15 protein-coding genes are annotated in these 13,562 nt (G+C 64.6%); 4 read left to right on the top strand and 11 right to left on the bottom strand.

What is annotated here, in order from left to right:
- Positions 1-3 precede the first annotated feature (3 nt).
- Positions 4-1,083 carry a sn-glycerol-3-phosphate import ATP-binding protein UgpC gene (locus VKZ87_RS12080; RefSeq protein WP_324221509.1) on the top strand — a complete coding sequence of 360 codons (1,080 nt, stop codon included), beginning with the start codon at positions 4-6 and terminating at the stop codon, positions 1,081-1,083.
- Positions 1,084-1,089: 6 nt separating this feature from the next.
- Here VKZ87_RS12080 and VKZ87_RS12075 read toward each other — a convergent pair whose 3' ends face one another.
- Positions 1,090-1,503 (bottom strand): hypothetical protein, encoded by a 414-nt coding sequence (locus tag VKZ87_RS12075; RefSeq protein ID WP_324221508.1) that lies wholly within the window; start codon positions 1,501-1,503, stop codon positions 1,090-1,092.
- A 113-nt stretch (positions 1,504-1,616) separates the two neighbouring features.
- Between VKZ87_RS12075 and VKZ87_RS12070 the strand changes: the two genes are divergently transcribed.
- Positions 1,617-2,594 carry an NAD-dependent epimerase/dehydratase family protein gene (locus VKZ87_RS12070; RefSeq protein ID WP_324221507.1) on the top strand — a complete coding sequence of 326 codons (978 nt, stop codon included), beginning with the start codon at positions 1,617-1,619 and terminating at the stop codon, positions 2,592-2,594.
- Positions 2,595-2,601: 7 nt separating this feature from the next.
- Positions 2,602-3,723: a DegT/DnrJ/EryC1/StrS family aminotransferase gene (locus tag VKZ87_RS12065; RefSeq protein WP_324221506.1), complete on the top strand. Its 1,122-nt coding sequence runs from the start codon at positions 2,602-2,604 to the stop codon at positions 3,721-3,723.
- 4 nt (positions 3,724-3,727) lie between these two features.
- Here the strand turns inward: VKZ87_RS12065 and VKZ87_RS12060 are convergent, their stop codons facing one another.
- The 3 genes from VKZ87_RS12060 to VKZ87_RS12050 are packed head-to-tail and all read right to left on the bottom strand — an operon-like array spanning position 3,728 to position 5,780.
- Complete coding sequence (locus VKZ87_RS12060; protein ID WP_324221505.1) at positions 3,728-4,063, bottom strand: DMT family transporter; 336 nt, start codon at positions 4,061-4,063, stop codon at positions 3,728-3,730.
- Positions 4,060-5,064, bottom strand: a complete 1,005-nt coding sequence (locus VKZ87_RS12055) for a glycosyltransferase family 2 protein (protein ID WP_324221504.1) — start codon at positions 5,062-5,064, stop codon at positions 4,060-4,062. The genes VKZ87_RS12060 and VKZ87_RS12055 overlap by 4 nt, the downstream gene beginning before the upstream one ends.
- Entirely contained in the window at positions 5,046-5,780 is a 735-nt protein-coding gene (locus tag VKZ87_RS12050; RefSeq protein WP_324221503.1) for a class I SAM-dependent methyltransferase, read from the bottom strand. Before VKZ87_RS12050 ends, VKZ87_RS12055 begins: the two co-directional genes overlap by 19 nt.
- A gap of 77 nt (positions 5,781-5,857) precedes the next feature.
- Between VKZ87_RS12050 and VKZ87_RS12045 the strand changes: the two genes are divergently transcribed.
- Entirely contained in the window at positions 5,858-7,435 is a 1,578-nt protein-coding gene (locus tag VKZ87_RS12045; RefSeq protein ID WP_324221502.1) for a hypothetical protein, read from the top strand.
- A 6-nt stretch (positions 7,436-7,441) separates the two neighbouring features.
- Here the strand turns inward: VKZ87_RS12045 and VKZ87_RS12040 are convergent, their stop codons facing one another.
- From VKZ87_RS12040 to VKZ87_RS12010, 7 genes are read right to left on the bottom strand one after another with little or no spacing between them, the layout of a single operon-like run.
- On the bottom strand, positions 7,442-7,807 hold the full coding sequence (locus VKZ87_RS12040; RefSeq protein ID WP_324221501.1) for an iron-sulfur cluster assembly accessory protein: 366 nt from the start codon (positions 7,805-7,807) through the stop codon (positions 7,442-7,444).
- A gap of 13 nt (positions 7,808-7,820) precedes the next feature.
- On the bottom strand, positions 7,821-8,147 hold the full coding sequence (locus VKZ87_RS12035; RefSeq protein WP_414655650.1) for an SUF system Fe-S cluster assembly protein: 327 nt from the start codon (positions 8,145-8,147) through the stop codon (positions 7,821-7,823).
- A 20-nt stretch (positions 8,148-8,167) separates the two neighbouring features.
- Positions 8,168-9,418, bottom strand: a complete 1,251-nt coding sequence (locus tag VKZ87_RS12030) for a cysteine desulfurase (RefSeq protein WP_324221499.1) — start codon at positions 9,416-9,418, stop codon at positions 8,168-8,170.
- Complete coding sequence (gene sufD, locus VKZ87_RS12025; RefSeq protein WP_324221498.1) at positions 9,415-10,713, bottom strand: Fe-S cluster assembly protein SufD; 1,299 nt, start codon at positions 10,711-10,713, stop codon at positions 9,415-9,417. The genes VKZ87_RS12030 and sufD overlap by 4 nt, the downstream gene beginning before the upstream one ends.
- Positions 10,714-10,726: 13 nt before the next feature.
- Positions 10,727-11,476, bottom strand: a complete 750-nt coding sequence (sufC, locus tag VKZ87_RS12020; protein WP_324221497.1) for a Fe-S cluster assembly ATPase SufC — start codon at positions 11,474-11,476, stop codon at positions 10,727-10,729.
- A 21-nt stretch (positions 11,477-11,497) separates the two neighbouring features.
- Positions 11,498-12,955, bottom strand: a complete 1,458-nt coding sequence (gene sufB, locus VKZ87_RS12015; RefSeq protein WP_324221496.1) for a Fe-S cluster assembly protein SufB — start codon at positions 12,953-12,955, stop codon at positions 11,498-11,500.
- A 22-nt stretch (positions 12,956-12,977) separates the two neighbouring features.
- Entirely contained in the window at positions 12,978-13,439 is a 462-nt protein-coding gene (locus VKZ87_RS12010) for an SUF system Fe-S cluster assembly regulator (protein ID WP_324221495.1), read from the bottom strand.
- Positions 13,440-13,562: the final 123 nt, after the last annotated feature.

Here is a 13,562-nt window from a genome sequence, read left to right as displayed (position 1 = left end):
GACATGGCGAAGGTGACGCTGAAAGGCGTGAAGAAGAGCTACGGCCAGGTCAAGGCCATTCACGGCATCGACATGGAGATCCGCGATGGCGAGTTCATCGTCATCGTCGGCCCGTCAGGCTGTGGCAAGTCGACCCTGCTGCGCATGATTGCCGGCCTGGAAGTCATCACCGAAGGCACGATCTCGATCGGCGACCGTGTGGTGAACGACATCGAGCCGGCCGATCGGGATATCGCGATGGTGTTCCAGAATTACGCGCTCTATCCGCATATGAGCGTGTACCAGAACATGTCCTACGGCCTGCGCATCCGCGGCATGAGCAAGGATGACATCGAGAAGCGCGTGCAGCGCGCCGCCGAGATTCTCCAGCTCCAGCCCTATCTGCAGCGCAAGCCCCGCGAGCTGTCCGGCGGCCAACGCCAGCGCGTCGCCATGGGCCGCGCCATCGTGCGCGAACCCAGCGTCTTCCTGTTCGACGAGCCGCTTAGCAATCTCGATGCCAAGCTGCGCGTCCAGATGCGCCTGGAGATCAAGCGCCTGCACCAGCAGCTCGGCGTCACCTCGATCTATGTCACCCACGACCAGGTCGAGGCGATGACCCTGGCGGATCGTCTGGTGGTGATGAATCTCGGCCGGGCCGATCAGATCGGCGCACCGCACGAGGTCTACAGCCGCCCGGCCACTACCTATGTCGGCGGCTTCATCGGTTCGCCGGCGATGAATTTCCTGAACTGCCGCGTCGCCGGCTCAGCCGGCTCTGCTCAGGCGGTGCTGGCTGACGGCACCGCCCTGCCCCTGCCTGCCGGCTGGAACGTGCCCGAGGGCGAGTACCAGCTCGGCATCCGACCCGAACACCTGCAGCTGGCCCGCGAGGGCGAGCAGCCGCATGTGGTCCTGGAAGTCGATGTCGCCGAGGAGCTGGGCGCCGACACGCTGCTGCATGGCCGCATCGCCGGCGAGGAGCTGGTCGCCCGCGTGCCGAGCAACGCCGGCTACCACGACGCCTCGCATCCCGGCCTCGTGGTGGACATGGCTTCGGCGCATCTCTTCGACCGTGAAAGCGGCCTGCGCATCGCCGTCTGAGCGCGATCAGTACAGGCCGATCTCGCCGGTGTAGCCTTCATCCCGGCGCAGGTTCGGGCGTGCCTCCGAGGCGGCGCGGCTCAGCCCGCTGCAGCTGTAAGTCGCGCGGATCGGGGCCGTCAGCGAGCAGGCATACAGGTCGCTCCGGTTGTAAACCAGTTGCGGATCGCTGCAGTTTTCCCGCACCAGCGCCCTCACCTTCTCGGCGTCATGCAGCAGCTTGTTGTAGCACACCGAGAGATAGGGCCGCCCCGTCTGCGGGTCCTTCAGCGGCACCCGGACGGGGATTTCCATCTTGCCGGAATCATCGGGCAGCCAGCGCCCCAGATAGTAGGGTTCCCCGCCGAGGCTGCCGCAGGCAGTCAGCAGCGGCAAGGCCAGCAGGGATGCGCCATGGCGGATGAAGGCACCGATTCTCATGCCGCCACTCTGCCCTGCGCGATGAGGACCGGCAAGGCCGACCGCTGACACAGCCGGCTCCGGCGGGCATAATCCGCCCGTCTGCACCCGGCACGAGCCCAATTGAGGACAGGATGGAATGGCGTAACGTCCCGGTGGTCATCACCGGCGGGATGGGTTTCATCGGATCCAACCTGGCCCTGCGGCTGGCCGGACTGGGCGCCGCAGTCACCGTGATCGACTGCATGCTCAGCCGCTACGGTGCCAACCGGCACAATCTTCACGGCACCAGAGGTGACATCCGGGTGGTCGAGGCCGATATGGGGACCGAGGAATCCGTGGCTCCCGCGGTGGAGGCCGCTTCGGTGATCTTCAATCTCGCCGGCCAGACTTCGCACATGGATTCCATGCAGGAGCCGCTCGAGGACCTGCGCATCAACCAGCTGTCCAACCTCTCGCTCCTGGAACTGATCCGCCGCAGCAATCCCGGCGCCCGCGTCATCTTCAGCTCGACACGACAGTTCTACGGTCCGCCACGCTATCTGCCGGTCGACGAGGCGCACCCTATCGCGGCACCCGACATCAACGGCATCCACAAATACGCCGCGGAATCCTACCACCTTCTCTTCGCCCGCGTGTACGGACTGCGCACCACAGCCCTCCGCCTCACCAATGTCTTCGGACCGCGCATGCGTATCCGCGATGCCAAACAGACTTTTTTGGGCATCTGGATCCGCCATGTCATCGAGAACACCCGCTTCGAGGTCTGGGGCGGCGAGCAGAAGCGCGACTTCACTTATGTCGAGGACCTGGTCGATGCCCTGCTGGCGGCCGCCGAATGCGATGCCACGATCGGGCAGGCCTACAATATCGGCGGGTGCCCGCCGATCACCCTGCGCGAACTGGCCGAACTGCTGGTCCGGACGGCCGGCACCGGTGGTTTCGATATCCGGGAATTTCCTGCCGAGCGAAAGAAGATCGATATCGGGGATTATGTCGCCGATGACAGCGCCTTCCGGAAGCTGACCGGCTGGCAGGCAAAAACGGGCCTCGCTGACGGCTTGGCCAGAACCGTTGCCTTCTATCGCGCCCATGCGGCGCACTACATCTGAGCCGAGAATGATCCCGCAGACCAACCCCAAAGCGGCCTATCTGGCCCAGCGCGACGAGATCGATGCGGCGATCCGCCGCGTCCTCGACAGCGGCTGGTATATCCAGGGCGAGGAAGTGGCCGCCTTCGAGCGCGAATTCGCGGCCTTCGCCGGCGCGCGCCACGGAATCGCGGTCGCCAGCGGCACCGATGCGCTGATCGTCGCCCTGCGTGCGCTGGGCGTCGGATCAGGGGATTCCGTGATCACGGTCTCCCATACGGCGGTTGCCACCGTTGCCGCCATCGAGCTCACCGGCGCCACGCCCGTCCTCGTGGATGTCGATGGCTGCTGGACCATGGACCCGGCGCAGCTCGACGCCCTGCTGAAGCAGTGGCCGGCCGGAACGCCGCGGCCGAAGGCGATCATCCCCGTCCACCTTTACGGCCAGCCGGCGGCCATGCCGGAGATCATGGCCATTGCCGACCGGCATGGCCTGGCGGTTCTGGAAGACAATTCGCAGGCTCATGGCGCAAGGCTGGACGGCAAGATGGTGGGGCGCTGGGGGCGGATTGCCGCCTACAGCCTCTATCCGACGAAGAATCTCGGCGCCATCGGCGATGGCGGGGTGATTACCACCGACGACGAAGATCTTGCCCGTGCCATGCGGGAGATCCGCGAATACGGCTGGCGCGAGCGTTATGTCAGCGCCATTGCCGGCATGAACAGCCGGCTGGACCCGCTGCAGGCCGCCATCCTGCGGGTGAAGCTGACGCGGCTGGACGCTGACATCGCACGCCGGCAGGCGATTGCCGTGCGCTACACCACGGGGCTGTCCGGCATTGATGGATTGCGGCTGCCCAAGATCCGCGTCGGGGCCAGTCCGGTCTGGCACCAGTACGTGATCGATGCCGGCGATCGCCGCGATGCCTTGCAGACCGGACTGAAGGACCGCGGCGTCGCCACCCTGGTACATTATCCGGTGCCGGTTCACCTCCAGCCGGCTTATAAGGGGCGCGTCACGCTTGCCTCGGGTGGACTGCCGCATACCGAGCGGGCGGCAGGAAGCGTGCTCAGTCTGCCGATGTTCCCGCAGCTGGAAGACGCCCAAGTGAATGCGGTGATCGCGGCGGTGCGGCAGGCCTGGGGCTGAAGCTTCAGGCCGAACGCGAGATCAGCACGACGCCGGCACAGACCAGCGCAATGCCGGCGATTTTCGGGAGCGTAAGGGCCTCACCGTAGAGCCAGTAGGCGAGCAGCGCCACCAGCACATAGGACAGCGACACGCTCGGAAAGGCCACCGAGACCGGGATCCTGCGCAGGGCGAGCATGTAGAAGAAGGCGGCGCCGACATAGAGCGCCAGCCCGATGATCGAATACGGCGACAGGAACTGCTGCAGCAGGGTTTCGCCGCTCGCGCCGGATTTCAGCAGCATCTGCCCCACCACGCCGAGGAGGATGCCGGCGGCCAGGGCCACATAGAACCAGGTCATGGATTGCCTCCGGGCATCCGTGCGCGTTCGTTCCGTTCCACGTCGCGGACGACGAATTGCGGCTTCTTGTTCACCGTCAGGAACAGGCGGCCGAGATACTCGCCGACCAGTCCCAGCATGATCAGCTGCACGCCCGCCAGCAGCAGCACCGCTGCCATCACCGAGGCATAGCCGGGCGGCGTGCCCCCGCTCACGGCTTCGATCAGGATGACCAGGAAAGCCAGCAGACCCAGCGCGGCCATCACGAAACCGGTGAGCGTGCCGATGCGCAGCGGCATCACCGAGAAGTTCAGGAACATCGACATGAACAGCCGCACCAGACGGCGGAACGTGTAGTTGCTGCGCCCCTCGGCCCGCGGCAGATGTTCGACCTGCAGGCGGCCGATCCTCTGCGTCACCTGCATGATCAGGCCGTCGACGTAGGGAAACGGCCCGGTATGGGCTAGCACCTGCCGTGCGGTGAAGGCGCTCATGCAGCGGAAGCTGGAGAGATAAAGCCCCTTCGGCTTGTCCAGCAGGAAATCGGCGCACCAGTTGGTGAAACGGCTGCCCAGATTGCGCCAGGCCGCATGCTGCTTGTCGGCGTAATAGGTGTAGACGACGTCGTAATCGTTATCGCGGGCATGGCGCCAGAGCCGCACCACCTCCTCCGGCGGGTTCTGCAGATCGTCGTCCATGTTGATGATATAGGCGCCGCGCGCATGGGCCAGGCCGGCCATCACCGCGTTGTGCTCGCCGAAATTCCGGGCGAGATTCACCACGGTCAGCGCCACCTCGTTGCGGCGACAGAGCTCGCGGCAGACCTCCAGCGAATTGTCCGGACTGCAATCGTTGACGAGCACGATCTCAAGCCCGCCCGGCACTTCCAGCCGGCTCAGGGCTTCGACAAGTACAGGCACGCTCGTCGCGCCATTGTAGACCGGCACGACGACGGACAGCGCGAAAGCCGGCGCCGGTGGCGTGTCGATCATCCCCGCTGCGCTCACGGCTTGCTGGCCCATACCCAGACCGATCCTCCGAAGGGTAGCCCGGCGCCGCGACCGAACAGGCGCCGCTCGACTGCAGTAACGGAAAAAAACAGACGATCCTGCCAGGCCGGAAAGGGGCGTACGTCGCTGCCTGCCTGGCCCCGCCCGGCCAACAGCCGGTGCAGCAGCATTAACGGAAACGGCAGGCTGTTCCAATAGCCGGTTCTGACACCGGTGAAGCCGGCGGCCGCGAGCATGTCCCGGGCGCCGCCGGCCGTATACCGCCTGACATTGTGAACATGCTCGTCATGGGCCGAAGCCATCCACTGATACGCCGGCAGGTTGAGCAGCAGCCGGCCTCCGGGTCGCAGGCAGCGGCGAAACTCAGCCAGCGCTGCGGTCTCCCGTACGCCGGCATGACAAAGCACATCGGCGCTGACGATCGCCTGAAAGCTGCCATCCCCGTAGGGCATGGCATTGACCGATCCGACGGTAACGGGCAGGCCCGTTTTCGCCTGCGCCAGCCTGGCGGCTTCGGCATCGTATTCGAGCCCGGCCAGCACTAGGTCGGGACGCGCCCGGGACAATCGGGCCAGCAGCCCGCCGGTACCGCACCCCGCATCGAGTACGGGGGCGCCGGAGGACAGATTGCAGCGGTTCAGCCGGTCGATCAGTCCGGCATGGAGCGCTCGATACCACCACATGGTATCCTCCAGCGTCGCCATCCGGTGGTATTCGACCCGCTCCATGGACCCGGCCCGTTCCAGTGTGAAGGGAATGGTTTACCAACTCCGCCCTAGCATCCGCCAGTCTGGAAATGCCCATCATGAGTCAGCCCCCGCCTACCCCTGATACCGTCCGGCCGGCCGGGCGCGACTGGCCGCGCCTGCTGCACTGGCTGGTCATGGCGGTCTGCATGGCGTGGATCGCAGGCTATTTCCTGCCGCCGATTAACCATGACACGGCCGTGCTGCTCTACATCGCCAAGGTCTGGCTGAACGGTGGCCAGCTTTATGTCGATGCCATCGACATCAACCTGCCTCTGGTTTTCGTCCTGCACCTGCTGCCGGAATCGATTGCGGCGGTGACGGGTATTCCCGGCACCACCGTGCTGATTGCCCTTCTCGGCATCGCCATAGCCGGATCCTTCCTGACCTGCCGCTGGGTCCTCGCCGCAAGCCTCGACCCCGCCCATGCCACCGCGGACGCCCTGCTGCCGCTGCTGCTGCTCTTTCTGCTGGTCGTCTATCCCAATGCGATGTTCGCCCAGCGCGAACACATCATGCTGGTGCTGACGATGCCCTACCTGCTGGTCGCCAGCGGCCGGGCGGACGGCGAGGATCTGACCACCCGGCTGAAAATCGTGACGGGCGTGATGGCCGGCTTCGGTTTCGCCATGAAGCCCTATTTCCTGGCCATCCCGCTGTTCGTCGAGCTCTACGTGCTGTCCCAGCGTGGTCTGCGGCGCAGCCTCGCCGACCCCGCACCCTGGTCGGTGCTGGGCGTCTGCGTTGCCCACGCGCTTTTCGCGGTGATCGTCACGCCGGAATATTTCACGGTGGTGCTGCCGCTCGCCCGCGCCTTCTACAGCGAGGTGAGTCAGTATCCCTGGACCGATCTAGTACTCAGCGACAACCTCGGCCCGCCGACGATCATCCTGCCCCTGCTTGGCGTCGCCGTTCTGGCCGTACGGTCGCATCTCGCACGCGTCATTTTCCTGGCCGCGCTGGGCGGCCTTTTCTCGGCCTATGCCCAGCGCAAGGGCTGGCCCTACCACGCGCTGCCGGCGCAGGCGCTTACCCTGCTGCTGGCCGGCGTGATCATCGCCCATGTCATGGATCATGTCGTCTGGCCGCGCCGCGGCGACAACCGGCCCGCGAAGCTGTTCGCCGCCGCGCTGATGCTGCTGGTGTTCTACCAGGAAGGCCTGCATTCCAGGCCCTTCGCCAAACAGCTGGAATACCAGGGGTCGGAACTGCAGAACCTGATGCAGATCGTGCGGCAGGAGAAACGCGACGATCGCGTGCTGATCCTCTCGCCCGGCATCTACCCGCATTTTCCGATGGTCAACTACCTCGGCCTGGAAATGACCATGCGGTTCGAGAGCATGTGGCTGCTGCAGGGGGCCTATGCCGATTGCGAGGACATGGCGCCGCTGTACAACCCGGTCGAAACCATGGAACGAGCCGAAGCCTTCGTCTTCCGCAGCGTGGCGGAGGATTTCTACCGGAGGAAGCCGTCGCTGCTGATCGTCGACAATGTCGCCGGGATCCCGCGCTGCCAGGGCGAAACCTTCGACTATCTGGACTATTTCTCGCGCAATCCCCTCTTCGCCAAGCGGCTGGAGGATTACGACAAGGTCATCGATGTCGGGCGTTACTCGATCTATCGCCGGCGCGACTGAGGCGCTCTAGACGTGGAAGCTCTCGCCGCAGCCGCAGCGGCCCTTTTCGTTCGGGTTGCGGAAGACGAAGCCTGACTGCAGCTTGTCTTCCACCCAGTCGATTTCGGTGCCGAAAATGAACATCTGAGCCTTGGGCTCGATCAGGACGGTGACGCCTTTATCCTCGACGGCCTCGTCGAACTTGCCCTTCTCCTCGGCATACTGGATGTCGTAGGCGAGGCCCGAGCAGCCCTTGGTCTTGATTCCGATCCGCAGGCCGATCACCGGCTTGTCGGACTTGGCCATCAGTTCGCGCACGCGTGCGGCGGCCGCTTCGGTCAGGGTGACCGGCTTGAAAACCGGTCGCGGCGCCGCGGTTTCAGTTACAGCCATCGCCTGCAAATCCTCACATCAACCCCAGCTCAAGCCGGGCTGTCTCCGACATGTGCTCCGGCGACCAGGGTGGATCCCATACCACATCAACCGTGACCTCGCCGACCCCATCGATCAGCTTGGTCTTGTACTCAACCTCAGCCGGCAGAGACTGGGCCGCCGGGCAATTGGCCGAGGTCAGCGTCATCTCGATCTTGACGTCGCCGGCCTCGTTCACGTCCACAGTGTATATAAGGCCTAATTCGTAAATGTTAACCGGTATTTCCGGGTCGAAAACCGTGCGCAGCGCCTCGACCACCTGGTCACGCAGCTCATCCGGGCTCGGGGCCGCCTTGGCCATTTCCTCGCTGGAAGCAGACATCAGCCGAAGATCTCCCTCACCCTCTGCAGCCCGGCGCACAGCGCATCGACCTCCGCCCGGGTATTGTACAGTCCGAAGGACACCCGCACTGTGGCGGGAACGCCGAAGCGGTCCATCACCGGATGGGCGCAATGCTGGCCTACCCGCACCGCAATGCCCTCGCGGTCCAGAATAGTGCCGATATCATGCGGGTGAATACCGCCCAGCACAAAAGAGATGACGCCGGCCTTGCCCTCCGCCTCGCCGATAATCCGCAGCGAATTGATGCTCTTCAGCCGCTCCGTCGCATAGGCGAGCAGATCGTGCTCATGGGCGGCGATGGCGTCGATCCCGATGCCTTCCACATACTCGATGGCCGCTCTCAGGCCCGCCGCCTCGACAAAGGCGGGGGTGCCGGCCTCGAATTTGTGCGGAATGTCGTTGAACTCGGTCTTGTCGAAGGTCACCGACAGGATCATGTCGCCGCCGCCCTGCCAGGGCGGCATGGCCTCCAGCAGCTCGGCCTTCGCATAAAGCACGCCGATCCCGGTCGGCCCATACAGCTTGTGCCCGGTGAAGACATAGAAATCGGCGTCCAGCGTCTTCACATCGACCGGCATATGCTGCACGGCCTGGCTACCGTCGATCAGCACCTTCGCGCCGCGCTCATGGGCCACGCGGATGATATCGGCGACCGGCAGCACGGTACCCAGCGTGTTCGAGACATGCGCCATGGCGACCAGCTTCGTCCTCGGGCCCGCCAGTCTGAGGAACTCCTCCCAGTCCAGCGCGCCGCTATCATCGATCGGCGCCACCTTCAGGACGATGCCATGGCGATCGCGCAGAAGCTGCCAGGGAACGAGATTGGCATGGTGCTCGAGATGCGAGATCAGGACCTCATCGCCGGGTTTCAGGAAATGGGTGCCCCAGCTGTAGGCCACCAGGTTGATCGCTTCAGTCGCATTGCGGGTAAAGACGATCTCGCGGCCGTCGGGTGTGCCAATGAAGCGGGCGACCGCCTCGCGGGCTTTCTCGAATTCGTCCGTGGCCGCCTGGCTCAGGTGGTAGATGCCGCGATGCACGTTGGCATAGGTTTTCTCGTACATCCGCGTCATGGCGTCGATCACGGCCCGCGGCTTCTGGGCGCTGGCACCGCTGTCCAGGAAGACCAGCGGCTTGCCGTGGACCTTCTCGGCCAGGATCGGAAAATCGGCGCGGATGCGCTCGACATCGAAGCCCACGGCAGGCTTGATTGCGGGAACGGCACTCATGCAGCATCTCCCTTCAGCCGATCCTCGACGAAGGCATCGGCGAAGTCGCGCAGCGCGCCTTCGGGCAGGGCCTCGACGATTTCATAGGCAAAACCGCTGAGCAGCAGGCGCCGGGCCTCGTCCTGCCCGAGGCCGCGCGCCCGCATGTAGAACAGCTGCTGCGAATCGAGATCGCCGATCGAGGCACCGTGGCTGCATTTCACGTCGTCGGCCAGGATCTCGAGTTCCGGCTTGGTGTCGATCTGCGCCCGGTCGGCCAGCAGCAGGGTGCGGCTGAGCTGCTGCGCATCGGTTTTCTGTGCGTGCGGGGCAACCCGGATGCCGCCCTGGAACACGGCATGGCCGCGATCATCGACGACATGCTTGAACAGCTGGTTGCTGTTGCAGTGGGGCTGCGCATGGTGCAGCCGCAGGGTATGATCGATATGGGCCGTGCCGCGGGCCAGAACCAGCCCCCGCAGATCGACCTCCGCCCTGCTGCCGGCAAACTCCACATGCAGCTCGTGCCGCGCCACCGCGCCACCCGTCTGCAGCGAAACATGCTGGTAGCGAGCCCCTTCGCCGACCGACACGCGCCCGAGCGCCGCATGGAAGCTCTTTGCATTCTCGTCCTGGATCCGCAGGTGGGTCAGGCGTGCGCCGACCCGCAGACGAATGCCGGCAAAGATGTTGTTCCAGCCGCTTTCCGCGAAGCCGCCGTCGCGATAGCTCTCGACCAGAACGGCCTCGGCCCCGTGGCCCAGATGCAGGGCATGGCGCAGGTTGACCAGGCCGGGCGCGCCGAAAGCGACGATCTCGACCGGCCTGTCCAGCACCACGCCATCGGCAATGCGCAGCACCAGGCCGTCGCTCGCCAGGGCAGCATTCAGCGAACCCAGCACCGTGTCGCGGGCCTCGACGACGTCGCCGAGCGCATCGGCGACGTCCTGGCTCTGCGACAGCGCTTCGATCACCACGCCGTCCGGCAGGCCGGCAAGCTTCGAAACTGCCGGATCCAGCCGGCCATTCACGAAAACCAGCCGGTAGGTTTCGATGCCCAGCGAAACCGCCTGCAGAAGCGCGGCATCGATCCCGCCCTCATTGGCGGGAATGCCCCAGGACTGCTTCTCCAGACCGGTAAGGCTGGTGAATTTCCACGATTCGATCCTGTGATCGGGCAGCCCGTGGCGCCGGAAGGCATCCAGCGCCATCTGCCGCCGCGACGTGACTTCGACCTGCCGTCCGCCGGGCAGGCTGTCGGCGACGGCCTGGTAGCTGGCCGTCACGCTGTCGATGAGGGGCGTTGCAATGGACATGAAGCGGGCTCCGTCAGGCCGCATCCGCGACGATGTCGGCATAGCCCTTGGCCTCGAGCTCGTGCGCCAGGTCCTTGCCGCCCGATTTGACGATGCGGCCGCCGGCCAGCACATGAACGAAATCGGGGACGATGTATTCGAGCAGCCGCTGGTAATGGGTGATGACCAGCGCCGAACGCTCCGGACTGCGCAGCGCATTGACACCTTCGGCCACGATGCGGAGCGCGTCGATATCAAGGCCGGAATCGGTTTCGTCCAGGATTGCCATGACCGGCTCCAGCATCGCCATCTGGAACACCTCGTTGCGCTTCTTCTCGCCCCCGGAGAAGCCCTGGTTGACGGCGCGCTGCAGGAACTTCTCGTCCATCTGCAGCTCCTTCATCTTCGCCTTCGCCGTCTTCAGGAAAGTCATGGCGTCCATGTCGGCGAGGCCCCGGTGCTTGCGCACGGCATTCACCGCCGACCGCAGGAAGGTCGCGTTTGCCACGCCCGGAATCTCGACGGGATACTGGAAGGCCAGGAAGATGCCCTCGCGGGCGCGCTCCTCCGGCTCCAACCCGAGCAGGCTCCGGCCCTTGAACAGGATGTCTCCCTCGGTGACCTCATAACCCTCGCGGCCGGCCAGCACATAGGACAGCGTCGACTTGCCCGAGCCGTTCGGGCCCATGATGGCATGCACCTCGCCGGCTTTGATCGTCAGGTCGATCCCGTTCAGGATCTTCTTGCCGTCGACGGTGGCATGCAGGTTCTTGATCTCAAGCATGGGGATCTTCCTCAAGAGTGATCAGCCGACCGAGCCTTCAAGGCTCACGCCCAGCAGCTTCTGGGCCTCGACGGCAAATTCCATGGGCAGCTTCTGCAGCACCTCCTTGCAGAAGCCGTTGACAATGGTGGAAACGGCATCCTCGCCCGACAGGCCACGCGAGCGGCAGTAGAACAGCTGGTCGTCGGAAATGCGCGACGTGGTCGCCTCGTGCTCCACCTTGGCCGAGCGGTTCTTCACCTCGATGTAGGGAACCGTATGGCCACCGCAGCGATCGCCGATGAGCAGGCTGTCGCACTGCGAGTAGTTGCGCGCGCCCTTGGCGTTCGGCATCACCCGCACCAGACCGCGATAGGTGTTCTGCGCCCTGCCGGCCGAAATGCCCTTCGAAATGATGGTCGACTTCGTGTTCTTGCCCAGATGGATCATCTTGGTGCCGGTATCGGCCTGCTGCGCATTGTTCGCCACCGCCACCGAGTAGAACTCGCCGACGCTGTCGTCGCCCTGCAGGATCACGCTGGGATACTTCCAGGTGATCGCCGAGCCGGTCTCGACCTGCGTCCACGAGATTTTGGAACGGGCGCCACGGCAGGCGCCACGCTTGGTGACGAAATTGTAGATGCCGCCGCGGCCTTCCTTGTCGCCGGGATACCAGTTCTGCACGGTGGCATAACGGATCTCGGCATCCTCCATCGCGACCAGTTCGACGACTGCGGCATGCAGCTGGTTCTCGTCGCGCATCGGTGCGGTGCAGCCTTCGAGATAGGAGACGTAGGCGCCCTTGTCGCAGATGATCAGTGTCCGCTCGAACTGGCCGGTATTGGCCTCGTTGATGCGGAAATAGGTGCTGAGCTCCATCGGGCAGCGCACGCCCGGCGGAATATAGACGAAGGAGCCATCGGAGAAGACCGCCGAATTCAGCGTCGCATAGAAATTGTCGGTGATCGGGACGACCGAGCCGATATACTTCTGCACCAGATCGGAATGCTCGCGCACCGCCTCCGACATCGAGCAGAAAATGATGCCGAGGCCCCTGAGTTTTTCCTTGAAGGTGGTCGCCACCGAAACGCTGTCGAACACCGCGTCCACCGCGACACCGGCCAGAGCCGCGCGTTCCTTCAGCGGAATGCCCAGCTTCTCGTAGGTCTTCAGCAGCTCCGGATCGACCTCATCCATGCTCTTCAGCGCCTTCTTCTTCGGCGCGGCGTAGTAGTGGATGTCCTGGAAGTCGATCTTCGGGTAGTGCACCCTCGCCCAGGTCGGCTCGCCCTTCTCGGCCATCTTCAGCCATGCGCGATAGGCCTTCAGCCGCCAGTCGAGCATCCACTGCGGCTCGCCCTTCTTGGCCGAGATGAAGCGGATCGTATCCTCGTTCAGCCCCTTGGGCAGAATCTCGGATTCGATGTTGGTGACGAAGCCGTATTTGTATTCGCCGCCGAGATTGCGGACGGTTTCGATGGTTTCGGCATTGGCAGCCATGGGGCGACTGTCCTTCTCGAACTCAGGCGCTGGAAACGGAGACATCCGCCCGGGGCGGAAATCCGGTGATGAAATCGTAGGGCCGGGCCAGCTCGGCGAGCATCACGCCTTCCAGCGCGCTGCGGATGGCGGTGTTGATCCGGTTGATGCCCCGGCGCGAGACACAGAGATTCTCGTGGTTGCAGGCACTCGGCGCATGGGTGCCGGAGCACTGGGTCAGGGCGATCGGGCCGTCCAGCGCGGTGATGATCGCGGCCACGGAGATTTCCTCCGGCGGCGCCGCCAGGCGATAGCCGCCCTTGGCGCCCCGCTGGGAGGTCAGCAGACCCGCCCTGGCCAGCTTGGCCATGATCTTGGCGACCGTGGGTCCGGGCAGGCCGGTGGCGGACGCGGCATCCGTGGCGTTATGCACCGCGGCCGGTTCGGCAGCCACGTGGGCCATAACCATGACCCCGTAATCGGCCAGACGACTCAGACGCAACATATTGCAAACCCTTCGCAAATTCCGGCTGCCGGGCCGGAGCCCGGACTACGCCGGCAAATAAGACCAATCTGGTCCGGTTTGCAAGTTGATTTCCGAAATCCGGAAATCAAGAGGCCGATATTT

Origin of the sequence: Ferrovibrio sp. (assembly GCF_035304305.1) — a bacterium.
GTDB lineage: Bacteria > Pseudomonadota > Alphaproteobacteria > Ferrovibrionales > Ferrovibrionaceae > Ferrovibrio.
Note: the sequence above shows the minus strand (reverse complement) of the source record. Positions and strands in the feature narration are given on the sequence as shown.

What these genes read in the sequence shown, in the direction of transcription:
- VKZ87_RS12080 (WP_324221509.1), top strand. Translation starts at nt 4, where the DNA reads ATGGCGAAGGTGACGCTGAAAGGCGTGAAGAAGAGCTACGGCCAGGTC.
- VKZ87_RS12075 (WP_324221508.1), bottom strand. Translation starts at nt 1,503, where the DNA reads ATGAGAATCGGTGCCTTCATCCGCCATGGCGCATCCCTGCTGGCCTTG.
- VKZ87_RS12070 (WP_324221507.1), top strand. Translation starts at nt 1,617, where the DNA reads ATGGAATGGCGTAACGTCCCGGTGGTCATCACCGGCGGGATGGGTTTC.
- VKZ87_RS12065 (WP_324221506.1), top strand. Translation starts at nt 2,602, where the DNA reads ATGATCCCGCAGACCAACCCCAAAGCGGCCTATCTGGCCCAGCGCGAC.
- VKZ87_RS12060 (WP_324221505.1), bottom strand. Translation starts at nt 4,063, where the DNA reads ATGACCTGGTTCTATGTGGCCCTGGCCGCCGGCATCCTCCTCGGCGTG.
- VKZ87_RS12055 (WP_324221504.1), bottom strand. Translation starts at nt 5,064, where the DNA reads ATGGGCCAGCAAGCCGTGAGCGCAGCGGGGATGATCGACACGCCACCG.
- VKZ87_RS12050 (WP_324221503.1), bottom strand. Translation starts at nt 5,780, where the DNA reads ATGGAGCGGGTCGAATACCACCGGATGGCGACGCTGGAGGATACCATG.
- VKZ87_RS12045 (WP_324221502.1), top strand. Translation starts at nt 5,858, where the DNA reads ATGAGTCAGCCCCCGCCTACCCCTGATACCGTCCGGCCGGCCGGGCGC.
- VKZ87_RS12040 (WP_324221501.1), bottom strand. Translation starts at nt 7,807, where the DNA reads ATGGCTGTAACTGAAACCGCGGCGCCGCGACCGGTTTTCAAGCCGGTC.
- VKZ87_RS12035 (WP_414655650.1), bottom strand. Translation starts at nt 8,147, where the DNA reads ATGGCCAAGGCGGCCCCGAGCCCGGATGAGCTGCGTGACCAGGTGGTC.
- VKZ87_RS12030 (WP_324221499.1), bottom strand. Translation starts at nt 9,418, where the DNA reads ATGAGTGCCGTTCCCGCAATCAAGCCTGCCGTGGGCTTCGATGTCGAG.
- sufD (WP_324221498.1), bottom strand. Translation starts at nt 10,713, where the DNA reads ATGTCCATTGCAACGCCCCTCATCGACAGCGTGACGGCCAGCTACCAG.
- sufC (WP_324221497.1), bottom strand. Translation starts at nt 11,476, where the DNA reads ATGCTTGAGATCAAGAACCTGCATGCCACCGTCGACGGCAAGAAGATC.
- sufB (WP_324221496.1), bottom strand. Translation starts at nt 12,955, where the DNA reads ATGGCTGCCAATGCCGAAACCATCGAAACCGTCCGCAATCTCGGCGGC.
- VKZ87_RS12010 (WP_324221495.1), bottom strand. Translation starts at nt 13,439, where the DNA reads ATGTTGCGTCTGAGTCGTCTGGCCGATTACGGGGTCATGGTTATGGCC.